The sequence below is a fragment of the Clostridium swellfunianum genome (assembly GCF_023656515.1).
GTDB lineage: Bacteria > Bacillota > Clostridia > Clostridiales > Clostridiaceae > Clostridium_AT > Clostridium_AT swellfunianum.
This window is the reverse complement of the sequence record NZ_JAMOFV010000006.1, coordinates 1457795-1481138: the sequence shown is the minus strand read 5'-3', so window position 1 is coordinate 1481138 and position 23344 is coordinate 1457795. Positions and strand designations below refer to the sequence as shown.

General features: G+C 33.6%; 22 protein-coding genes. 13 read left to right on the top strand and 9 right to left on the bottom strand.

The window, feature by feature from the left end; genetic code table 11:
• Nucleotides 1-90: 90 nt before the first annotated feature.
• Both NBE98_RS06740 and NBE98_RS06735 read left to right on the top strand, forming a co-directional pair.
• Nucleotides 91-543: a hypothetical protein gene (locus tag NBE98_RS06740; protein WP_250813913.1), complete on the top strand. Its 453-nt coding sequence runs from the start codon at nt 91-93 to the stop codon at nt 541-543.
• A gap of 1 nt (nt 544) precedes the next feature.
• Nucleotides 545-1048, top strand: coding sequence for a hypothetical protein (locus tag NBE98_RS06735; RefSeq protein ID WP_250813908.1), 504 nt, complete (start codon nt 545-547; stop codon nt 1046-1048).
• Nucleotides 1049-1125: 77 nt separating this feature from the next.
• On the opposite strand, the gene NBE98_RS06730 is transcribed toward NBE98_RS06735, so the two are convergent.
• From NBE98_RS06730 to NBE98_RS22515, 3 genes are all read right to left on the bottom strand, one after another.
• The gene (locus NBE98_RS06730; RefSeq protein ID WP_250813906.1) at nt 1126-1884 is read right to left on the bottom strand and encodes a DUF975 family protein; all 759 of its coding nucleotides are present in this window, start codon (nt 1882-1884) and stop codon (nt 1126-1128) included.
• A gap of 382 nt (nt 1885-2266) precedes the next feature.
• Nucleotides 2267-2914, bottom strand: coding sequence for a DUF4318 domain-containing protein (locus tag NBE98_RS06725; RefSeq protein WP_250813902.1), 648 nt, complete (start codon nt 2912-2914; stop codon nt 2267-2269).
• Nucleotides 2911-3363: a LytTR family DNA-binding domain-containing protein gene (locus NBE98_RS22515; protein ID WP_250813894.1), complete on the bottom strand. Its 453-nt coding sequence runs from the start codon at nt 3361-3363 to the stop codon at nt 2911-2913. Before NBE98_RS22515 ends, NBE98_RS06725 begins: the two co-directional genes overlap by 4 nt.
• Before the next feature lie 407 nt (nt 3364-3770).
• Here NBE98_RS22515 and NBE98_RS06715 point away from each other — a divergent pair, with 407 nt between their 5' ends.
• From NBE98_RS06715 to NBE98_RS06705, 3 genes are read left to right on the top strand one after another with little or no spacing between them, the layout of a single operon-like run.
• Nucleotides 3771-5108 carry a putative bifunctional diguanylate cyclase/phosphodiesterase gene (locus NBE98_RS06715; RefSeq protein WP_250813892.1) on the top strand — a complete coding sequence of 446 codons (1338 nt, stop codon included), beginning with the start codon at nt 3771-3773 and terminating at the stop codon, nt 5106-5108.
• A 46-nt stretch (nt 5109-5154) separates the two neighbouring features.
• Nucleotides 5155-5748: a TetR/AcrR family transcriptional regulator gene (locus NBE98_RS06710; RefSeq protein WP_250813890.1), complete on the top strand. Its 594-nt coding sequence runs from the start codon at nt 5155-5157 to the stop codon at nt 5746-5748.
• Between the two features lie 38 nt (nt 5749-5786).
• On the top strand, nt 5787-7460 hold the full coding sequence (locus NBE98_RS06705; RefSeq protein ID WP_250813886.1) for a methyl-accepting chemotaxis protein: 1674 nt from the start codon (nt 5787-5789) through the stop codon (nt 7458-7460).
• A 144-nt stretch (nt 7461-7604) separates the two neighbouring features.
• Here the strand turns inward: NBE98_RS06705 and NBE98_RS06700 are convergent, their stop codons facing one another.
• Complete coding sequence (locus NBE98_RS06700) at nt 7605-8546, bottom strand: helix-turn-helix transcriptional regulator (RefSeq protein ID WP_250813879.1); 942 nt, start codon at nt 8544-8546, stop codon at nt 7605-7607.
• A gap of 88 nt (nt 8547-8634) precedes the next feature.
• On the opposite strand from NBE98_RS06700, the gene NBE98_RS06695 reads away from it, so the two are divergent.
• Nucleotides 8635-9585 carry a quinone oxidoreductase family protein gene (locus tag NBE98_RS06695; protein WP_250813875.1) on the top strand — a complete coding sequence of 317 codons (951 nt, stop codon included), beginning with the start codon at nt 8635-8637 and terminating at the stop codon, nt 9583-9585.
• A 164-nt stretch (nt 9586-9749) separates the two neighbouring features.
• On the opposite strand, the gene NBE98_RS06690 is transcribed toward NBE98_RS06695, so the two are convergent.
• The gene (locus NBE98_RS06690; RefSeq protein ID WP_250813872.1) at nt 9750-10172 is read right to left on the bottom strand and encodes a VOC family protein; all 423 of its coding nucleotides are present in this window, start codon (nt 10170-10172) and stop codon (nt 9750-9752) included.
• Between the two features lie 123 nt (nt 10173-10295).
• Here NBE98_RS06690 and NBE98_RS06685 point away from each other — a divergent pair, with 123 nt between their 5' ends.
• Both NBE98_RS06685 and NBE98_RS06680 read left to right on the top strand, forming a co-directional pair.
• Nucleotides 10296-11243: a helix-turn-helix transcriptional regulator gene (locus tag NBE98_RS06685; RefSeq protein ID WP_250813868.1), complete on the top strand. Its 948-nt coding sequence runs from the start codon at nt 10296-10298 to the stop codon at nt 11241-11243.
• A gap of 43 nt (nt 11244-11286) precedes the next feature.
• Entirely contained in the window at nt 11287-12234 is a 948-nt protein-coding gene (locus tag NBE98_RS06680) for an N-acetylmuramoyl-L-alanine amidase family protein (RefSeq protein WP_250813866.1), read from the top strand.
• 32 nt (nt 12235-12266) lie between these two features.
• Here NBE98_RS06680 and NBE98_RS06675 read toward each other — a convergent pair whose 3' ends face one another.
• Together NBE98_RS06675 and NBE98_RS06670 are read right to left on the bottom strand one after the other, a co-directional pair.
• Nucleotides 12267-12575: a PadR family transcriptional regulator gene (locus NBE98_RS06675; protein WP_250813865.1), complete on the bottom strand. Its 309-nt coding sequence runs from the start codon at nt 12573-12575 to the stop codon at nt 12267-12269.
• Between the two features lie 4 nt (nt 12576-12579).
• Nucleotides 12580-13476, bottom strand: coding sequence for an RDD family protein (locus NBE98_RS06670; protein ID WP_250813858.1), 897 nt, complete (start codon nt 13474-13476; stop codon nt 12580-12582).
• A gap of 254 nt (nt 13477-13730) precedes the next feature.
• On the opposite strand from NBE98_RS06670, the gene NBE98_RS06665 reads away from it, so the two are divergent.
• The 3 genes from NBE98_RS06665 (at nt 13731) to NBE98_RS06655 (ending at nt 18417) form a co-directional block, all read left to right on the top strand.
• Complete coding sequence (locus NBE98_RS06665; protein ID WP_250813855.1) at nt 13731-14339, top strand: TetR/AcrR family transcriptional regulator; 609 nt, start codon at nt 13731-13733, stop codon at nt 14337-14339.
• A 213-nt stretch (nt 14340-14552) separates the two neighbouring features.
• Complete coding sequence (locus NBE98_RS06660) at nt 14553-16646, top strand: efflux RND transporter permease subunit (protein ID WP_250813852.1); 2094 nt, start codon at nt 14553-14555, stop codon at nt 16644-16646.
• Nucleotides 16639-18417, top strand: a complete 1779-nt coding sequence (locus tag NBE98_RS06655; protein ID WP_250813850.1) for a methyl-accepting chemotaxis protein — start codon at nt 16639-16641, stop codon at nt 18415-18417. The genes NBE98_RS06660 and NBE98_RS06655 overlap by 8 nt, the downstream gene beginning before the upstream one ends.
• Before the next feature lie 77 nt (nt 18418-18494).
• Here the strand turns inward: NBE98_RS06655 and NBE98_RS06650 are convergent, their stop codons facing one another.
• Together NBE98_RS06650 and NBE98_RS06645 are read right to left on the bottom strand one after the other, a co-directional pair.
• The gene (locus tag NBE98_RS06650) at nt 18495-20264 is read right to left on the bottom strand and encodes an oleate hydratase (protein ID WP_250813847.1); all 1770 of its coding nucleotides are present in this window, start codon (nt 20262-20264) and stop codon (nt 18495-18497) included.
• 192 nt (nt 20265-20456) lie between these two features.
• The gene (locus tag NBE98_RS06645) at nt 20457-21023 is read right to left on the bottom strand and encodes a TetR/AcrR family transcriptional regulator (protein WP_250813840.1); all 567 of its coding nucleotides are present in this window, start codon (nt 21021-21023) and stop codon (nt 20457-20459) included.
• 252 nt (nt 21024-21275) lie between these two features.
• On the opposite strand from NBE98_RS06645, the gene NBE98_RS06640 reads away from it, so the two are divergent.
• On the top strand, nt 21276-22418 hold the full coding sequence (locus NBE98_RS06640) for an NAD(P)-dependent malic enzyme (RefSeq protein WP_284703706.1): 1143 nt from the start codon (nt 21276-21278) through the stop codon (nt 22416-22418).
• A gap of 9 nt (nt 22419-22427) precedes the next feature.
• Nucleotides 22428-23168: a MurR/RpiR family transcriptional regulator gene (locus tag NBE98_RS06635; protein WP_250813836.1), complete on the top strand. Its 741-nt coding sequence runs from the start codon at nt 22428-22430 to the stop codon at nt 23166-23168.
• The last annotated feature ends 176 nt before the right edge of the window (nt 23169-23344 follow it).

The window sequence follows — 23344 nt, the reverse complement described above, 5'->3', positions numbered from 1 at the left end:
GTATTAAATGTGCTGCTTATATAGTAATGTAGCTTTAGTCACTACAACTCCTCTTATAGAGGAGTTTTTTTATTGAAAGGAGTTATTAATATGAATAAAGGAAGTAAAATCAAAATAGGTGTAACCCTACTTGCAATTTTAATATTTGTTGGAGGGTATTTAGTTTTAGGTAAGCTTACTGGAGGACAAAAAGGAGACAAGACAATTATTATTACTATTAAAGATGAAGTGAATAAGAAGACTATAGTAGAGAATAAAAAGTATAAGACTGATGCTGCTAATCTAAGCGACTTTCTTATTCAGTACAAGGATGAACTTAAAGTAGATATGCAAACTTCTAAATATGGAAGATTTATTGAAGCTATAGGTGGAGTTAAAACAGAGGATATGGCTAAAGGCCCATGGTGGATGTATGGCTACAAATCCCCAAGTCAGAATAAGGAAATGAAGGTTGGAGAGGCGCCGGGGGCTGATCAACTCGTATTATATGATAAGGACGAGATAAATTTAGTATTTACAAGCAACATGAATGTAGGAAAATAATATGAAAACTCGAGAACTAACACGAATAGCGTTACTTGCAACAATGCTTTATATAATACATCGTATAGGTGGCATGATACTATATGCAGAATGGGTTAATTTTACTATTATGATGTATGGAGTATATGTTGATAGAAAAGAAGCATGGCTTTCAGTTATAGTATTTTGTTTGCTGGTTATGCTGACTGAAGGCATAGCACCCTGGAGCTTGGCTTATTTAATTGTATTTCCTCAGTACGTTCTCATATACTCATTTTTTAAGAATAAACTTAAAAATGAGTATTATATGGCTGGTTTAGGATTTATACTAGCTTTCATGTGCGGTACGTTAATAGACCTGCCTTTTATGCTTAGCGCAGGGCTAGATTATAAAGGGTTTATTGCTAGACTTTTATTAGGCTTTCAAGTATCTTTAGGGAATGGGTTAGTAACATTCTTATCAGCTATATATCTTTTAAAGCCTATGAAGAGAGTGTTTACTGCTGCTAAGCTTTCCAATTTTTAAGTAGTCTAACATTGGTTATATTGTTTTTTAAACAAAAAAGGCTTTTAGTGAAGCCTTTTTGTTTTGTGAAAATTAATTTACCATATATTTTTATTTTCATATAAATTTGATTGATCAAGCAATAAGTCTTCTCGAGCGCATAAGTTAGCTTCTAAAGCATTTTTTCTTAACACTAAATATAGCTCTGCATCTGTAGCATTTTCATAAGGCATTACAAACAGAACACCGATACCTAAAGCTATTGCACCTAATATATACCAGCCTAAAAATGATAAGTCTAATATAAACATATCAAATTTATGGCCCATAGTCATTTTATTACTTAAAGAAATGGCTTCCCTAGCGCCAATATTTGGGTTGTCTGCAAGGATATATGGTACCATGCTATAGGAATAGGATTTAATGATACCTGGCACGATAAAAAGCAAACTCCAAAGGAAAACAAAAATATTTGTTAATAGCATTGTCTTTAATATTCCCATATAGTTATCTTCGTTAAAAGCAAAGCTAAAACACTTTTTATTATCTACATGTTGAGCAGATTTAATAAAGAATCGTCTTCCACCTACTTCTAAGAAATATCCGAAGAAGATACGAAAAGCAATTAACAATGCAGCAGCAAATAAAACTATAGTTACAAGCTTCCAATTTACAAAATCGCCGTTGTAGATTTTATGAAGCAAAGATTGTTCTGAGTTTCTAGAGCGAGAGTTATTTCTACTACTCCAACCACTACCGGTTGCCAACGCAATGACTATACTGATTCCAAAAGCACTCCAATAGATTTCTCCTAAAACAGCTTTTGCTTTGTCTTTTAATTCTTTTCTAGACCACATATCCATACCCCTCTTAATTAATATATTTTATTATCTTCCATATAGGATATTAAAACAACGAAGCTAAGTGATTACTGTAATAATATTATAGGGTATTATAAACCATATAACAAGTTAATGAAGTATCTATTTTTGCACTTGTTGCCTTGTTTTAACTGATATGTATGAGCAATCTCGTTGTTTCGAATAATTGCTTGTTTTTTCTCATAATTTCTAGGTTAGGGAATTTGAAGAAGGTAAATATGGAATTTATGAAATAGGTTATTTGTGAAAGGTAAGAAATTATCTAAAAAAATACCCTATAGACCGATTTTTCATTATGACAATCTATAGGATATTTTTTAGCTAGTCTGAAACCATTAAGAAATTATATTAGCTAATGCTATTTAGATACAATATTACGGAATTCCAAGGTATATACGATAGTGCCCATCAGAGTATAGTATTGTCCTAATTTCACTGTATATAAAGTGTTATTCATTTTAATCTTAGCTGGAAGCCCATATTCCAAGACATCTAAGGAAAGATGATTCTTCTTGCAGTAGTTTTCAATTTCATCCATAAACATATCTTCTGAATGGGGTCTTGATCGAAGATCTTCAACTAAGATACGTCTAGAGTATCCTAAACCTGAGTTCAATTCTTTAGCAACGTTTTTTAGATATAAATAATCTAGATACCAAATTAGAAATAGTGCTGCAGCATTTGTAAGGACTATATACCTAATCACCTGAGGAATAAAATAAGCAGAAACCATAAAGATTATGCAAAGCATTTCTACCCAATAAAGTATGGCTGGGCCTGAGAACAGAGAAAATTCTTTTCTTCTTAGGGTACTTCTATATCTCATCCATCGTATAAACATACCCAGAAGACCATAACCAATTATAATTGGAACAAGATAGGTTCCAACGATTAGTAAGTGCTCCATGTCTTTGCTTATTAACAAATTAATAAGCATGCTTACAAACAATATAAAACCAAGAATGGCTCCTTTTATTGTTATATCCTTTTTATCTTCGATTGTCATAACTTTTTACCTCCAATCTTTGCTCTGAGAAGGCGGAGATATTTTCTGGAAATATACGTCTCCTCACCATTATAAAAGGTTGCTTTCATCAAACCATTTGCCAAGGGACTATAATATTCTACGTGTTCAAGGTTAATTATTACCGACTTAGATATACGCGCAAAATGTTCAGAAAGGATTTCTTCCAGTTCATAAAGACGTTTCTTTGCCTCGTACATTTTACTGCCAGTGTGCACGAACAGCTTATCTTGGATTGTTTCAAAGTACAAAATGTGTTCACAAGAAATTGAATATATCTGTTCTCTAAGAAAACAAGGAATAGTGAGAGTCTGATAGGTGCCCTTTTGAATTATTTCCTGAAGCTTTATAATTCCAGGATGATTTTCACAAATCTCAAGAACTGCACATTCCTCTTCTAGAGAATTTACATAGTGGATTTCTACTTTCACGCTTACCACCCTCCTTTACTATAGAATACCTTTTATTACATAAAGTTTCTATAATTTGCATGTTAGTGGTCTGAATTTCCTGGTAAGTGGAAGCCTTAATAAAGCTTAGGTAGAGTAGTTCCTTGTATGAAGAAGAATAATGGAAATTTAATTTTTTACAAATATATCAGTACAAAAAATCAAAAAAGTGTTAAATATTGTCGTATAGTAGGGTAAAACAACAAAAAATAGCTATATATGGTTGAAAATACACTTATTATATAATATAATTTTTAATATACCTATCAATTGATAGATAGGTTAATTATATCTGCAAATATAGAAAGATGATTATTATGATGCTTTTATAGAAGGCTTTTTATATTAATACGGTAGCAGGGGTAAATCATAGGGATGGGATTGCATAAATGAACATATGTAAATTAATGAGCCAATGTAGGGAAATCCAGCATAACAATAAATTGACAAGGTTTTCAGATATAAGTCATCTTAAAAGGTTGTTTCCTAGCAATGGAAATAACAAATATCATGAAGGTACATTTTTAATTATTGAAATATATGACTTTAGCATAATAAAAAACACATATGGATATGAAATTGGACAAGAGGTGTTAAAGAATGCAGCATATCTTCTGAACAGTATTGTTACTATTGATTCTATAGTTTGTAGAGGAACAGGGGATGGAATTATCGTTTTTCTGCCTCGTCTATCAGTGTGGCACCAAGTAAACTCCTTCTGCGAAGGAGTTTTTAGTATATTTAAAAAGCCCCTTTTTATATCTGGAAAGAGTATATACATTGATATGAGTATAGGTGCAGCTATATATTCAAATAATGCTGATAGCTTGACAACAGTATTGAAAAAGGCTGATTTAGCATTATATAAATCAAAAAAAGATGGTGTAAATAAAGTTGCCTTTTACTATGAGGAATTACAGGAAGAGGTTTTGAGAAAGATTATGATTTGTAATAATCTCAGGAGTGCCGCTTCTAAAAATGAGCTAGAAGTTTACTATCAACCGCAGGTAGAAGCAAAATCGGGAAGAGTTTTGAAATTTGAGGCATTACTCAGATGGAAAAATGAAGAGTTGGGAAATGTACCACCTTCAGAGTTTATACCAATTTCAGAAGAGACAGGAATTATCATTGAGCTTGGCGATTGGATTATTCGGACGGTATGTCGGCAAATCAAAGAGTGGATTATTAAAGGTTATTATTATACGGTAGCTATAAATGTATCGCAAAAGCAAATCCAAGGCTATAGATTTTTAGATAATTTAAAGAGCATATTAAGGGAATTTGATATACCACCCAATTTAGTTGAAATAGAAGTTACTGAAAGTATGATGGTATCATCATATGAGTCTATTGCTGAAATACTTCAGCTTACACAAAGCTCAGGCATAAAAATTGCCTTAGATGATTTTGGAACTGGATATTCCTCCTTAAGTTATTTAAAACGGTTGCCTATAGATACTATTAAAATTGATAAAAGTTTCCTGGACGATATAGTTTTTGATAGTACCTCAAGAGAACTAGTAAGTGGAATAATTATGCTTGGTAAAAAGCTTAAGCTTAATGTTATAGCTGAAGGAGTTGAAAGCAAGGAGCAGGTAGATTTATTAGAACGCATGGGTTGCAATGCAATTCAGGGATACTATTATAGTAAGCCTTTGCCTGCAAAAGCGATTGAGAGCATATACTTAGGCTGCGAATTTGCTTTAGGCTTAGAAGGAGTTAGATGAGAGCTTTCAAAGTAGCTAGATTAAGTTTGAAGGGAGAAATTGAATTTTGAATACAGAGGTTGATACACTGTCTAGAATTAAATTGACCGCACTTATCTTGTTTAATGAAAAGGGTTATTATGCTACCACTACTAGAGAAATTGCAAATGAGGTTGGAATAAAATCTTCTACCTTGTATTTTTATTTTAAGTCTAAAGAAGAAATATTTTTTATCTTATACAAAGAGGCTAGAGAATTGTATGAGATAAAGAAAGATAAAGCTTTGAGCCAAAACGGAGCTAGAGATGTGGAAGAACAAATATATAATTTGTTTAGCATTTCAATGGAGTTTTTTAGAGAGCATAATCTTTATTCAAGATTTTTGTATAGGCACTTAATTTATCCTGTATATGGTGTTCAAAGCAAAATTGAGTCTGAGCTTCAAGAGTGGAAAGGTATAGCATCAATTTATTTGTTTAATTTGTTTGAAAAGGGTATACAAGAAGGCCTATTTAGAAATTTATCTTCAGATGATTTATCTAGAACATTTTATCGCAATTTAAATGGATATATTTACGAACTGATAACGAGCAACAGAATACCAAGTAAAGAAGAAGTTGATAAAGTATGGCGGGTATATTGGGATAGCATAAAAGCATAGTAGAAATTTTAAAGTCAGTATATAGGGAGTGATAATTAGTGTTTAAGTTTATGAAGAATTTTAAGATCAAGACAATAATAATTTTCCTAGGAGTTTTTTCACTTATATCTGTTGCATTAACTAATTTTCTTGGATTATCAGGAATTTATACCGTAAATAAAAATATGACTGATATGTACCAGAATAATTTGATTGGTATTTCAAGACTTGCTGCTGCAAGAGGAGACTTTTTAGCAGTTAGGCTAAATGCAGAAAAAGCAATGCTGCAAAACGACGCTAAATACGAGCAGGAAATCAAAGAACACTATGAAAAAGCAGTAGGTAAATTAAGGGAATATGAAGCAACAAAGCTAGATGAATATGAGAAAAATAAAGTCGCAGAAATTAATGAAGACATAAATAAGTATATTGCTTCATGGGACAAAGATAAATCTCAACAACAATTAAGTGACGAACTTGCTATGTTAGGAGACAAAATTGAGAACAATATTGTTGAATTAAGGGAGTATAATGAAAAGTTGGCAGCAGATAAAAATTCCAGCAGTGATAAGGTGTATCAATCAAAAATCAGAATGGTATTTTATATCACTGTCATCATAATAGCTGCAATATTATTACTTGGATACATAGTAACTGCAACTGTTATGAGAGCCATTCGAGCAGCTATTGCAAATTTAAATACTGTAGCTTCTGGAGACTTATCTGTTTCTGTAGTTATAGATGAAAAAAATGAATTTGCTCAAATGAAAAAGGCTTTAAATAAGACAATAGAAAATATCAGAGGCATGATAGAACTTATAAAAAACCAAGCTTCAGCTCTTGAGGATAAGTCTAAAGGGCTAAGTGCAGTATCTAAGGAAATGTCACTAGGAGCAGAAAATGTTTCAAAAACAATTCAAGATGTGGCACATGGGACAAGCGGACAAGCAAACGAGATTATTGATACAAACATGATGCTTAACGATTTTAATGAGCAATTGGAAAAGGTTATAGAAGCTATGTCTAGCGTAGCATCTAGCTCAATCAATGTTGGAGAAATGGCTGAAGATAGCAATAGCAAAATGAATAACCTAATAGAGTCGATGCAAAAGATTCATGAAATGTTCAGTGATTTTGCAAAAAAAATAAACAACGTAGGAACTAGTATAAATAAAATTGATGAGATATCAAGCCTAATAAATGCAATCGCTGACCAAACAAATTTGTTGGCATTAAATGCTTCAATCGAGGCGGCTAGAGCTGGAGAAGCTGGCAGGGGATTTGCGGTAGTGGCTGACGAAATAAGAAAGCTTGCAGAACAAAGTAAAGCCTCATCTGAAAATATAAATTCTGTCGTTAAGCTGATTTCTAATGAGACAGATATAATGATTAACACTTCTGACCAGGTGGGTCTGGAAATGTCGGAGCAATTGAAAACTATAGGTGTAGCTGCAAGCTCTTACAACAAAATTATAAAGGCAATTAAAGAGATGAATCCTGAAATTAGAGAAGCCAGTGAATCTATGAGTTCTATACAAGAACAAAAGGATGCTATTATACAAAAACTTGAAACTGCATCTGCTGTTTCACAGGAGGTAGCAGCAAGTGCAGAGGAAATTGCCGCTAGTGCAGAGGAAATGGAATCTTCAACAGAGGATGTAACAGACACTGCTTTCGAATTAAGCAATATGACAATAGAAATAGTTGGTGCTTTGAATAAATTTAAGTTATAAGCAACACTACTTCCAATCTTTTATAAACGGTTATGAAATTATCAAGTAAATTAGATAATTAAATCAATACAAAAAGCGTGCTGCGTATAGTCAGCATGCTTTTTGTATACTCAGTATATATCCGGATTAGGCTGCAGAAGACAATTATGAGTAATGAAGTAAAATATCCTGAGATTGCTTACGAACATTATCTATAACTTCACTCGGCTCAATCACTTTTGCGGCAGTACCCAGCTGATAAAAGTATATAGAAACAAAATCTAAGTCGCTATTATCTATTATTGTGTCGATATATCCATGGTTTTCATCGCTTAATATAATATGATTCTCAAGCCAAGGCTGGCTTCGGCATTGTCGTATCCCTTCCCGTGTAAGCTTCACATATAATCGGACTGGATCCTTTGGTACGTTTTTTATATGGCTATCCAACCAGTCTATTAAGGTTATTTGAGGATTGAGCTTTTCATCAGTATTTTCTAAGGATAAAATTCTATCCGTTCTAAAAAGCCTTATTTTATTATGATGCAAATCCAATGCAGGCATATACCAGAAACCATTATATGCATACACACCTATGGGGACTATTTTCTTTATGGTATTTTCTGATTTTGAAATATACTGGATGTGAAGTATTTGATTATCCATAGCTGCCTCAATTATTTCTATTAGAAACGGAGATGAAATACCTCTTTTATTATTCCAAAATGAAAGAACAGAGCCTAACTGATCTACTTTTCTTCTAGAATCATTAGGAAGATTAGCGTATAGTTTTCTTGAAACAGAATTAATATTAATATCAAAGGGCAGTGATTGATAATATTTTAAAGATTGAAAAGCAAAAAATATAGAAAATGCCTCATCTTCATCAAAAATAACAGGTGATAGCATTCTATTGTTTAGTATTCTATAGCCGCCATTGCGACCAGGCTCTGTATAGAGAGGGACACCCATTTCACTTAACTCCAAGAGATATCTATGAGCAGTTCTTACAGAAATATTAAACTCGTAAGCTACTTCCTGCGCAGTAAAATTACGTTTGTTATTAACATACATAATAAGATCAAATAAAAGTTTTGTTTTTGACATATCATTATCTCCTAGTGTTAAATCATGACAGCTATTGTCATGATTTAACGATATACTATTTTTAGAAGATTAACAAGGAGGTAAGTATATGAAAGCTGTTGTACTTGATAGATTTGGCGGACCTAGTGAATTAGTTATGAGAAATATCCCTGTATCTGACGTTGAACCTGAGGATGTCCTAATTAGAGTTGAATATGCTGGTGTGGGTCAATGGGATATCTTTGAACGTGAAGGTGGATATGCAGAAATGCTTGGAATGAAGCCAAACTTCCCATATGTTGTAGGGTCTGAAGGAGCTGGAACAGTTGTCCGTACTGGAGGTAATGTCACTGGTTTTAATATTGGAGACAAGGTTTATGCTTCAGGATTTCTTAATCCTAAAGGAGGTTTTTATTCTGAGTATGTTGTTGTAGAGTCCAAGTATGTATCTCACATTCCAGAGTGTATTACAATCAAGGAGGCAAGTGCAATTTTAGGGGTTGGAATCACTGCACTACGTGGGCTTGAAGATATCCTAAAACTTAAACAAGGTGAAGCTATAATAATTGTTGGAGCTAGTGGAGGAGTAGGACATTTGGCTGTGCAAATTGCTAAAAACAAAGGCGCTCGAGTTTTTGCTGTTGCTTCGGGGGACGATGGTGTTGATATGGTTAGGAGTCTTGGAATTGACACTGTTGTGGATGGATATAAAGATGATATATTATTAGCAGCCAAATCATTTGCGCCTGCAGGCTTTGATGCTGCATTAATTACAACTGGTGGTGAAATAGCTGAAATAGCATCTAAATGTGTACGTACTAGAGGGAACATTGCCTACCCAAATGGAATATATCCAGTACCTAAGGCTCACTCTGAGGTTAGCATAGTTGAATATAATGGTGAGCCAGATTCAGATATAATAAATAGACTTAATGATTTTGTAAAACAAGGTATTTTAAAATGCCACATTGACCAAGTTTTCTTACTTAAAGACGCCTATGAAGCTCATATAGCTCTAAGCAAACATTATTTAGGCAAGCTTTGCCTGCGCATAGATTAGTAGAAATGTAGTAAAAGCTAAGAAAAACCATACTACTAGTTCAATTGAAAGAGTATGACAAAACTATCATCGCTCCAAATAAAGCAGAATTTATTATGTAAAAAATGATTATAGCTATAAAAATAGATTAAGAGGGTGTCTAAAAAGAGACCCTCTAATTATATTTATTGTCTATTAGTATAAATTTGAAAAGTAACTCCGAATTTATCAGTTACCATACCATATGCAGGGCTGAAGTAGATTTCATTAAGTTCAATAAGGACTGTGCCTTCTTTCTTTAAGTTTTCATAAAACTGTTTAGCTTCCTCAATATCGTCAGTTGTTATACAAATTGAAACCTGGGTTCCATTTTGAAATGGGAGCTCAGGAATAATATCAGCAATCATAATTTTATTTTCACCAATCTTCAATACTGAATGTGCAACAAGATTTAACTCATCCTCTTTCATCTTAATCACATCATCCTTTGGTCCTTCACCAAAGGTTTGTTCAAAAAGAACTTTTGCATTTAATGCATTTTGATAATATTCAATAGCTTCTTTTGCTCTTCCGTTCATTAGAATATAAGAAACAAGTTGGCATGACATAATATACATCTCCTTTATAATATTATTTTTTTACACAAAATTAAGTATGTGTTATTACTAATGTATTTATTATTGTATAATATAATAGTGACAAACTATGTCATAGTCATTTTGGAGGTAGCAATGTCAAAAGCAAAAAGATTAAATGAAATGATAATGATGGTTAATAGGAAAAAAAGATTTACTGTTGGTGAACTGGCTCAAGAATTTGGAGTTTCTAAAAGGACTATTTTAAGGGATTTGCAAGAACTAAGCGAAATGGGAGTTCCTCTATATTCTGAGGTGGGACCGCATGGTGGATATCATATACTAAAAGAAAGAATTCTTCCTCCTATTGCATTTAGTGAAGATGAGGCAATATCAATATTTTTCATGATCCATGCGTTAAAACATTATACCTCTCTTCCATTTAAAATTGAGTACGAGTCAATCAAAAAGAAATTTTATTTAAATCTTTCTGGAGATATCAGAGATGCAATAGATAGATTAGAAGATAGAGTTGATTTTATGGCAGTTTACCAACAGGAGGAGATACCCCTCTTAAGGCAGCTTTTAGATGCAGCAATCCAACAGAAGGTTATCGTAATAAGCTATGAAGTAAATGAAAAAATCAGCAGAAGAAGTATTCAGCCAATAGGCATTTATGCAAATGAAGGGAAATGGTATTGTCCCTCTTACTGCTTCTCAACTAAAGATTATAGGGTTTTCAGATGTGACCGCATAAAAGCTTTAACAGCTGATGAAGATACGAAACCTATTGACTTATCCAATATAACTTTGAAAAATCGTTATTTGATATTGGACCATGATAAAGAGACTCTTAAGCTATATGTAGAGTTAAGTAAAAAAGGTGTAGAAAAATTTCAAACAGTAAATTGGTCAAATATTAAGCTTACTAAACGTGAAGATGGAACAGGATATTTGAGTGGAAGCATTACGAAAAAGGATATATACTTTTTTTCAGATTACTTTATTACTTATGGCAAAGATGCAATTGTTAAAAAGCCATTTGAGCTAGTTGAAAATATAAGAGAAAAGTTATATGAAATTTTAAAAATATATAACAACTAGCGTATTTAAACTGCTAGTTGCTGTTGTGAGAAGGAGAGAAAAAATGTATAGAAAATTTATTAATTGCTTAGTGGGTATTTTGTTTATAGTATTCACAATGTCAGGGTGTAGCCGAGCTGTATCAAACGATACGAATGGGAAGGTAAATAACAGCGTCCTATCAGAAGGAATTAGTCAGTCACAAAGTAACACTGCTGAAGTTAAAGATGGAACACAGAACAAGGAGAACTCTCAAGCCAAAGAAGATATAAACAAAAATAATAGTTCTGAAAATAAGTCTACTGAGGAGGCTTCCTCAAAAGTTGATGTGAAAAACGAAAAGCCAAAGGATACCAACACTAATACTAAACAAGCAAAAAAAAATAATAAAGTTATTGTCGTAGATGCAGGGCATGGAGGAAGATCAGGTTCTGAAAAGGAGAAGGTTTCACCGGATTCAAATGAACTGAAACCTAAAAATGTAAGTGGAGCTACAGGGGTAAAATCAAAAACTCCAGAGCATGTTATAGCACTTCAGGTTTCTCAGAAGCTTAAGAAGCTTTTGGAAAAAGAAGGGTACACTGTTATTATGACTAGAACTAGTGATACGCAAACTGTAGGAAATATAGAACGAGCTGAAATTGGAAATAAGAACAATGCAGATTTGGTTATAAGAATTCATGCTGATTCATCAACAAGTAGCTCAATTAAAGGTGCTTCAATGCTTGTTCCTGGACAAGCTGGATATGCAAAAAGTATTGCAAAAGTAAGCAGGGAATATGGAGAAACCATATTAAAGACCTTAGTAGAAGAAGCTAATATGCAAGATAGAGGCGTTGTAACAAGAAATGATCTTACTGGTTTTAATTGGTCAAGGGTTCCAGTGGTGCTGGTAGAGATGGGGTTTTTATCAAATCCAACTGAGGATAGTCTATTAAATTCAAGCGATTATCAAAACAAAATTGCTTTGGGGCTAGCTAAAGGTGTAGACAAGGTGTTTTCTAATAGGTAAGGAGATGGCTTTTAGCTATCTCCTTATCATAACTATATTCCTAAGGTTTCTACGCTGTTTTTCAGCATATTCCATTCCTCTATGACGCTTAGGCAGTAATTTTTTCCTTCAGTAGTAACTCTATAATACTTTCTTTGAGGTCCACCTGTTGATTCTCTCATATAGGTTTCCGTGTGCCCATCAGCATTGAGACGCCTTAAGATAGCATATATAGAGCCATCATAAACATCAGGAAAAACATCTTTTATTATTTTCATTATTTCATAGCCGTACATATCATTTTTTGTAAGCTGAAATAAAATGCACATCTCTAGTATACCTTTTTTAAGTTGGGTATCCATAAAATCATCCTCTCACTGAAACAACTATTGTTTTCGCTGCTCTATCGTGAACTGTGTTCCGCTCGCTAGTTAAAGATGCCCAAATTAGTGAGCCTATATTCAAGAGACCGCATAATATTACGTTAGCAATGGATTTAATAATTAATTCTCTAAAGATGGCATCCATAAAGGAGATTGCTGATCCATCAATTTTCTGAACTCTAATTTTAAAAAGCTTCTTTCCAATAGTATAGCCCTTAAGCTTCCAGGTTATAAATGAATTAAATATATTTGAAGCCAGTAGCGCTGTAAGAAATATTAGTAATTTAACTCTTGAGGGAAAAGGAACTTTAACGGTTGTAACATGTTTTCGTATGCTAAAGTCCTTGGAGATATCAAGTTTGTTTGAATCAATAAAGCTTACAAATTCTTCACTGCTGCCCTCGAAGACATTTTTATGGTTTTTATCTAGAACTTCAACCTTTGTTGTTAAACCATTGCTATCTTTATGAAATTTAGCTTCATAACCACTGCCGCCATTATCCACATTCCATATAACCCTTTCTTGGTTTAAGAAAGGTATATAAGCTGCAGCCATGATGATGACAAGTATGATAGTGCCAATAATTGTGTCTATGGCAAAGGCTCCAAAACGGCTTGACATAGATGCAAGATTTCTTGTATCGGTATAAGACTTATCGGCGTTTGATTTGAACTGTTTTTCCGGGGTATCTTCAAGTATTTTTCTTGCAATTTTAGCAGGTGAGCCTAACTCTATAGCTGTTTCTTCTTCAGTTTTTCCATCATATATACCATTTCCAAATATGTCGTTGTAGTCATTCAGTATTTCGCTGATTTCATCTTGAGGAAGTTTGCCTTCCAGCGAGTTTTCCAGTTCTGTTAAAAATTCTTTTCTTGTCATTTTTACCCTCCTATATTTCCTAATAGTGCGTAACCTACACATCCTATTTAATACACTATTGTTTAATGAATAATAGTGTAGTTTTATAGTAGCATACTATTGTTCATTAAACAATAGTGTGATGAAAAAATTCTTAATATTTTATATCTTCGCTAGGGATGTAATTTTTATGGCTATTGTACCATTTGAATCAATATGATAACATAATGCTAAGAAGTAAAAAATACCATTATACACACAAATGAGGGTTGAGTATGGCTAATGAAAATTTAGATACAAAAAATAAGCTTTTGCAAGCAGCAATAGATATATTTGGATTTAAGGGAGAGGTTACAACAAGAGAGATTACAGAGGCAGCTGGGGTAAATGTAGCTGCTATTAACTATTACTTTGGCAACAAAAACAACTTATTAAAGGAAGTAGAAAACTATTATGCTAACTTGCTTAACAGCAAACAGCATGAGATTCTAAAAAACAGCGACTTAAGCCCATTAGAGAAGCTTGTGAAGTGGGCTTATAATCTTACAGAGTTTATGTTTAAGTTTCCGGCAGTAACAGAACTTGTTATAAGTCTTGCTACTGTTGATAGAACATATAACCCCGCTTTAATTCAAAGGGTTTATTTGGATAAAGAAGTTCAGGATATGATTGAGGACAGTATTATAAAAGTCACAGGCTGCAGCAATCCTCAGATAGTAAAACATAAGTATTTAGAGATTTTCTCTGGAATTGTAGGTTTGGTTGTTCACCATATAATATCTAAAATATATTTTTCAGAAAAGGGTATATCAGGAATAGATAGCGATAAAGAATTAAAGGAATACATAGAAAGATTTATAACTGATATTTTATCAAGTAAGTAAGACCAGCTAATGGAAGCAGGTCTTTTTTATTTGGCTGAAATTTAGGATAGTTTTATATGTAGGAAGGATTACAATATAAATAATTCAGAGAGATTTAGTTTTACTATTTTACTCATTGACTACAGAAATTCAGCATGATATTATTAAAACATAAATTTAAAACACTTGTTTTAAATTTATGTTTTAATAAGTTAGTTAAGAAAGGGATGGATTATGAAGAGGTTTGCTAAATTCATTGTTGAACATCAAAAGTTCATTATTATGTTTTATATCTGTGCTATTTTATTTTCCCTTATAGGCTCGAGGTTCGTATCAATAGAGTATGATTTAGGGTCTTATCTTCCTAGCAGCATGAACTCTATCAAGGGAAAGCAGAAACTTGAACATGAGTTCAGCATCAATGGCACGGCATCATTAATGGTGAAAAACAGTGAGCTTTATGCGGTCAAGGAATTAAAAGATAAAATTAAAGAACTTCCAGGCGTAGAAGAGGTAGTCTGGCTAGACAGCATAGAAGATATAAATAAGCCTGCTGAATTTTTTGATGAAAAGCTGACTGAAAGATTTGTGCGTGGTGAATATAGTCTTTTCCAGATACAGTTTAAAGAAGGAAATGAAAGTATATCAACTAGAAAAGCATTAGATAAAATAGATGATATGGTTAAGGAGGAGCATTACCTAGGAGGACCTGCAGCGGTATCAAAGGACATGATGGATACTACCTCTAGGGAATTATTTCTTTATTCAGCTGCTGCCTTCATAATTATAACAATTATACTGGTTATATCCTCTGAAGCCTATTATGAGCCAATTTTATTTTTTATAACCATTGGTGTGGCTACAGTATTAAACATGGGAACAAATATGTTTTTCGGGAAGATATCTTCTATGACAAACTCCGTATCAAGTATTCTCCAGCTTGCAGTTTCCATGGATTACTCCATATTCCTGCTCCACAGATTTCATGAAGAGAAACAAAGCAGGGATAAAAAAGAGGCAATGATTAATGCAATCATTAAATCCTTCAGTTCTGTTTCTGCCAGTGCGATGACTACGGTTAGCGGTTTCCTTGCTCTTGTTGCTATGAAGTATGGAATAGGCAGAGATATGGGAATTGTACTTGCAAAGGGAGTGTTTTTCAGTCTTGTAGCAGTTATGACTTTAATGCCTGTTTTAATTTTGAAACTTGATGAGAGATTTAATAAATATAAGCATAAGATATTTTTACCTGACTTTAATAAAAACTCAAGAAAGCTTGCAGCACTTCGTAATGTAGCTGTTATTATAGCACTTATTTTAACTGTACCTGTATTTTTAGGACAGTCAAAGCTTAAATATTATTATTCAAATGAAAAGACATTAGCTGAGAATTCAAAATCTGCGGTACACAATAGAAAAATTGAAGAAGTGTTTGGAAAGAGCAATGAAGTTGTTCTAATTGTTCCTAAGGGAGATAAAGTAAAGATAAATACTCTTATAAACCAACTTAAAACAAAGGATAGTATAGACACTATACAAGGACTCTATTCTATGGTTGATGAATATCTTCCAGATTCCATAATTCCAAAGGAAGCTAAAGAAGCTTTTGAATCAGATAAATACACTTATTTTGCTGTAAACCTCTTAACAGGAGTGGAAGGAGAAAAAGCTTCAAAAGCCTTGGACGAAATAGGTGATGTAGCAGCCAAGTATTATGATGAATGGTATTTAACAGGCCAGGCTGTGGTTTATAAGGATCTTCAGCAGGTTACTTCCAAGGATTTCTCAGTAGTAAATATTATATCTATTTTTCTTATAGGTTTAATTCTTCTAATAACCTTTAAATCTATAGCAATTCCTCTGCTGCTAATCTTTGTTATACAGCTTGGAATATGGATAAACCTAAGCATACCATATCTTCAAGGAAATACAATAAATTTTATCAGCTTTATTATAATAGGAGCTATTCAACTTGGGGCCACAGTGGATTACGCAATTTTGTTTACTTCAAGATATAAAGAAAATCTGGAACAAATGCCACCTGTGGAAGCAGCTGTAAAGACTATTGGAGATACTGGAAGGTCTGTACTTACAAGTGCACTTATACTGATAGCAGGAACTTTCAGCATATCCTTCATTACTACAATAAGAACAACGGCGGAGCTTACTCTTATGATTGGAAGAGGTTCGCTTATAAGCTTGGTACTTGTATTTACACTGCTTCCAGGCGTCTTAGTTATATTTGATTCTTTAATAAGAACTACTACAATGGGCTGGCCTAAAAAATATAAAACTTTAAAAATGGGGAGTGAAAGCATAAATGAATAAAAAGCTTATTAGTGCATTATTAGCGTTTTCTATAGTAAGTTCAGGTACTGTAGTATACGGAAAAACAGCTAAAGATGAAACAGTATATGCTTCCTTAAAAAGTGATGGAAGTACAGCAGAAATAAAAATTGTTAACCATATTTATGGCAGTGATGATAAAGATTATTATACAGACTATGGTAACTATAAAGATATAAAAAACTTATCAGGTTTTGAGAAGCCAATGGTTAATGGCAGCGAAATTAAGTGGCCTATGGGGCTTATAAAAGATAAAGGACTGTATTATGAAGGTACCATAGAAAAGCAGCTTCCTGTGAATATTCAAATTAAATACTATTTAGATGACAAGGAAATAAAAGCAGAGGAACTTGGAGGTAAAAGCGGACACGTCAAAATTGCATTTAAGGTGAATTTTGACTCAAAGGACAAGGATTTAGCTTCTCAACTAATGGCTCAAATTCAAGTTGCTGCAAGTCAGGACGTATGTAAAAATATAGTTACTGAAGGCTCAAAAGTGGTAGTAGGAAAGAAAACAACTATTAGCTTTGTGGCTCTCCCTCCAAAGGAGCAAAGTTTTGTTCTTGAGATGGATGGAAATGATATAGAGCTTGAACCTATAAATATAACCCTTATAGCCTCTGGTAGTGCTATACCAGAAGATATATCAAAGGATTTAAACAAACTTACCGATGGACTTGGGGAATTATCTGAAGGTTCAAAGGGTATTGAGGATGGTATAGATGAGCTTGTTAACGGAACTAAAAAGCTTAAAAATGGTATGGTTGAGCTTAATTTTGGTATTGAAACTCTAAGCAAAGCTTCTAATGAAGCTGCAGCAGGGACAGTGCAAATCTCTAATGGTATGAATGAGCTTCATAAGGGAATGCTTCAAGCTGCTAAGGACAGCGAAGGCTTGGTGGCTGGGATCAACAGCTTATCAAATGGATTAGGCGAACTGGCTAAAAACAGTAGTGCTTTTGATAGCGGCATTTCAGGCTTGAACGATGGAATTAATGGATTAAGCACTGGAATGGAGGGTTTGTCTTCTGGAATGAGCAATCTAAAAGCTGGCCATGACCAATTGGCGCTTCTAGCTCAAGCTTTGCTAAGTGATCCAAATTTAAAGAATAACCCGCAGATTCAAGCTCTAGCAGGGGGAGTTATTTCAGAAGCACAAGGGATTAACTCGTTAACCCAAGGTATAAAACAAAGTGCTGGGGGAATAAAAGAAATTGGGAAAAATACAAAAGCCTTAAAGGAGGGTTATGCACAGTTTAATAATGGCATTGGAACAGTGGCTGAAAATACTAAGTTTATGGCAGGACAGGTATCAAAGCTTCCTGAAGGCTTAAAAGTGATGGCAGATAACTTTAATACTTTAAAAAATGGAACCAACCAGATTTTTGGAGGTTTTGGGGAAATGAGCAAGGCATTAAATACTATTGATAAACAAACTTCATCCATTCCGACCAATATAGAAAAATTAACAACTGGTCAAAATGAGATAAAAAATGGCGTAAGCAAGCTCCGTAAAGATGGCATAGATACCATGAAAGCTGAGCTGAAAGGCAGTATTGAAGATAGTGTGCTTGGTGGAAACAAAAAGGTTTCGTATACCTCCTTTGCAGACAATGAAAGAAATATAAATTCAACTGTTCAATTTATACTAAGGACTCCTGCCATTAAAAAACCAGAAGCTAAGAAGGTAGTGCAAGAGGAAAAGCTTGAGAAGAAGGGGCTTATAGCAAGATTGATAGATTTATTTAAATAGTAAATACTAAAAGGTCCGCTGACTATAACAATCAGTGGACCTTTTGATTTACTTAACTGTAAAGATTACAGCTGAGGTTATATTAGATTATAGCGTTTCAATAAGTCTATAATAACTGTTCCTGATACTTGTTTCAAAGCATTCATTGCGAACATGGTTGCTTGAGGTGGAAGATGTAAGTCAGTAAGTTTTTTGCCGTCCATCATTTTTGAGGTAGAATCTAATAATACCCGAACGTCATAGCAGGAAGCGAATACTTCGGGTACCCCACGGTCAACATTTAATAAGGTATATACTGCTTCCATTGCTGTTCTAACAGAATATTCTGTAGTAAATACTGTATCGCGTACAGTATCAGCAAACTGACCAATAAAGGCAAAGTTTACACATCCCTCCGGTACAACCTTTGGTCTGTCTCCTTTTGCTCTAGGCATAAAGAAGGCAGTTATATATGGCATCATGCATGGAATGCAATGAGCTGAATTCAATGCCATGTCATGAATTTCAGACTCTGGAACTCCCAAGTGATATAGCCATTCTTCAGTAATTTCTGTTCCTGTACATTCTCTCATAGGTTTCTTAATATAGTTTCCAGGAACGTCTACAAATAATCCATATACCCAAACTACAAGTTGATCCTTAGGCTGGCTCTTAAAATGAGGCTGACGATTTAAGGTGTAGCTCATAAGCCAATTTGAGTCTTTAGCGGTAATAATACCGCCTGTAACTACTTTACCGCTGAAAGGGTCTCTTTTACATATTTTTTCTATATAAGGTGGGATTCTGTTATCTAGGGTAGTGATTGTAGCAGATTCCCAAGTTGTTGCCTTTTTATCTGAACAGAACTTATCAGGATTACCAAAGGATGGATCCTGCTTGGCGATGTTCTTCCAAAGCTCCCAGCAGCCTCCCACAGAGTCGTTAAAGATTGGAGCATGATCATCATCGCCAGTAGTAGAGTTTTCTGTACAGCTGCCGTTAGTAACAAACACTAAATCATTTTCTGTAAGCTCTATATATTCTTTCTTTCCGCTGCGCTCATAAATAATTTTAGAGGCAACCTTTTTATCCTTTTGAATATTAAAAATAACATTGGTTACTCTAGTGTCATATTGAAAGTCAACACCATTGGCTTCAAGATATTTTATCATTGGAAGAATTAATGATTCATATTGGTTGTACTTAGTAAATTTTAGTGCAGAAAAGTCTGGAAGACCACCGATATGGTGTATAAATCTCTGAATATAAAGTTTCATTTCTAAGGCGCTGTGCCAATCTTCAAAGGCAAACATTGTTCTCCAGTATAGCCAGAAGTTTGAGGAGAAAAACTCATCTGTAAATACATCTGTAATTTTCTTGTCATATAAATCTTCATCTCGAGTCATAAACAATTTAATAATTTCCATTGAAGCTTTTTCACTTAATGTGAATTTTCCGTCAGTGTGAGCATCTTCACCTCTTTTTATAGTTGCTCTCATCAGCGAATAGTTTGGATCTTTCTTATTGAGCCAATAATATTCATCTAAAACAGAAGCGTCCTCAGTTTCAAGAGAAGGTATAGAACGGAACAAATCCCATAGACATTCAAAATGGTTTTCCATTTCACGTCCGCCTCTAACGATAAATCCCTTTTGAGGATCTTTTATACCGTCGCAGGCGCCGCCAGCAATATTCAGCTCCTCTAGAATGTGAATATGTTCACCTTTCATCTGGCCATCACGTACTAAGAAACATGCTGCTGATAAGGCTGCTAACCCTGAGCCAACAAGGTAGGCTGACTTATTATCCACATCAGCTGGTTTCTGAGGACGAGCAAAAGCTTCATAATTTCCATTGCTATAATACATTTTTATTCCCCCTAGTCTTTCTTTTTTGCACAAAACAATTATTAATTGTTTTGCCCTTAGTTTTTATATTGGCTTGATATCTATATAATAAAAATTAAGAGGGATACGTTCAATAGACGATATATGCTGTGTGTTTAAAGTTTCAACAAAGTGCCTATGGTGTAAAAAAATTAGACACTGTATTATAAGTGTCTAAATATGAATATTTGTTTTGAAGTTTTCAAGTGCTTTAATAATACTTCCATGGATTACAATATTTACTCTTTCAATAATACCGCAGGGGTCATCCTTCATGCCTTTCCCAATCCACTCCAGCATAAGTCCTACAAAGGCAAACTTATAAAAGTGAGCAATAAATGCCTTATCAGCTTCTTTTACATTGACTCCTGCAGCTTTTTCTTCTACAACCCCTATTAAAAGATTATAAGTTTCATTATATAGGTAATTCTCTAAGTGCTCACGATTAAGGGAATGATATGTATTTATTACAAAGGTTTTATTCTTTAGTACATACTCAAAGATTTGCATGAAGCCCTGCTGCCATGTGTCGTATGTTTTTTTATCCCCAAGCGCCTTTGAGGCTTCATTAGTATAAATCCATTCAACAAGATCATATATATCCTTAAAATGATAGTAAAATGTTTGTCTATTAACTTCACAATCTTCAACGATATCAACAACGGTAATCTTGTCCATAGGCTTTTCTAGCAATAGCTTTTTAAATGATGCTGCAAGTGCTTTTTTAGTTGTTTGTGCCATAGTGCCTCCTCATTGTATAAGCCAAAATTTTAATGATAATGGAAATAGGTATATTCTTATTAATGATACTTTTAATAATTACTTTACAATATATTATATAACTTATAACGTTTGTTGCCTATATAATTAAGCTGTTGTTTTTTTCAATGATAATTGACAAAAGGCTGGTTCTAGAAATTACTTAAGTCTTAAATGGCCTTTGAGTATTGAAGAATAATAACAGATTGCCTATGATACATATTAGGGAGGATGATGCAAATGAAGGAAAAAAGTTTAAGAGCTCATGAAAAATGGAAAGGGAAAATAGAAGTTATCAGCAGATGCAGTATAAATAACAGTGAAGACTTAGCGGTAGCTTATACACCTGGTGTAGCTTTTCCATGCTTGGAGATAGAAAAGAACGAAGAAGATTCCTATAAGTATACAAGAAGAGGTAATCTAGTTGGAGTAATTACTGATGGAAGTGCTGTATTAGGACTTGGGAATATTGGAGCTTTAGCTTCAATGCCTGTTATGGAAGGAAAGTGTGTTTTATTTAAGGAATTTGCAGGAGTTGATGCTTTTCCTATATGTATTAAGGATAATGATGTAGAAACTATAGTAAAAACTGTAAAGCTTATTGAAGGAAGCTTTGGAGCAATAAATTTAGAAGATATAAGTGCTCCACGCTGCTTTGAGATAGAGGAAAAATTAAACGAAATCTGTGATATTCCAGTTTTTCATGATGATCAGCATGGAACTGCCATCGCTGTTCTTTCAGCGCTTTTAAACTCAATTAAGGTTCTTAAAAAAGATTATAGCGTAAAGATTGTAGTAAATGGAGCTGGAGCGGCAGGTATTGCAATAGCTAATCTGATTTATGAAGCAGGTTTTCATAATATTGTAATTTGTGATAGATATGGTATAATCACAGTTGAAAATGCAGCTAATAAATATCAAAAGGATTGTGCTGTAAAGTTTAATAAAGATAAAGAAGGTAGCTTAAAAGAGGCTCTAACTGGAGCAGATGTTTTTATAGGGGTAAGTGCGGGCAATATATTGACTGAGGAAATGGTTTTATCAATGAACCATGAGCCATTAGTATTTGCACTAGCTAATCCAGTTCCAGAAATAATGCCTGAGGCAGCTAAGAACGCTAAGGTTAAGATTATGGCAACCGGAAGAAGCGATTATCCAAACCAGATAAACAACCTGCTAGTTTTTCCAGGTATAATAAAAGGAGCTTTAAAAGCACGCATCAATAAAATTACTACAGAAATACAGCTGGCAGTTGCTAGAGGGATTTCAGGTTGCATAGACGAGGCGGAATTAAACTGTGAAAATATAATTCCAAGCGTTTTTGATAAAAGAATTGTAGATTTAGTTTGTGATATAGTTTGCAGTTTTAAAAAATAAGGAGTATTTATGGAGAATTTAGCTAAGCTATTTAATAAATTAACTAACAGTGAGCAGAAAGTATTTACATATATTTATGCCAATCAGCAAAAAGTTATGAAGATGAAGATAAGCGACTTAGCTAAAGAGACCTTTACTTCTAAAACTGTAATTATTAATTTAGCTCAGAAGTTAGGCTTTGAAGGCTTTTCTGACCTAAAATATTATCTTAAATCATCTAAAGGCGATGAAGATAATAGAAAGGTCTTGGAAGATTTACAGTACAATTTAAAGCATAATATTGAAAAAACCTTTGTGGTTATAGAGGCAGACTTATATAAAAACATTACTAGAGAAATATTAGCTGCAAAAACTGTATATGTTTTTGCAAGAGGTACAAGCAAAGCAGCTGGATATTACTTAAATCATCTATTGCTTACTATAGGAATTAAGTGCGTATTCGTTGATGATTATAATTTACTCGCTTTAGTTAGCAATACCTTAGAAAAGGATGAATTAGTAATTTTAATTTCACTTTCAGGAAACACAGCAAAAATATTAGAGGTAGCTAATATAGCAAAGGTCAAAGGGGTTAAAAGCATAGCAATAACTGCCTTTGGAAACAATGAATTATCTAAGATAAGCGATTATACTTTGCATTGCGTATCAAATGATACTGAGACTAAATACAATGACAGTATTTCAAGAATAGGAATGTTTATAGTTATTGAAATGATTGTTAACTGCATAAAAGAACTTAATGCCAAATAGCTCGTTAATAAACGGGCTTTTTTTATTTGTAAAACTATTACATGACCTAGGTCATTTCCTGTGACCTGGGACTTTATGTTGGAAAAGAGTATCATCAAGAAGCGTTGTAAGATTATATACCAGAAGGTAGAATAGATATCAAGAAGAGTGCTCTTTTAGTAAACGTGTTCATAGTT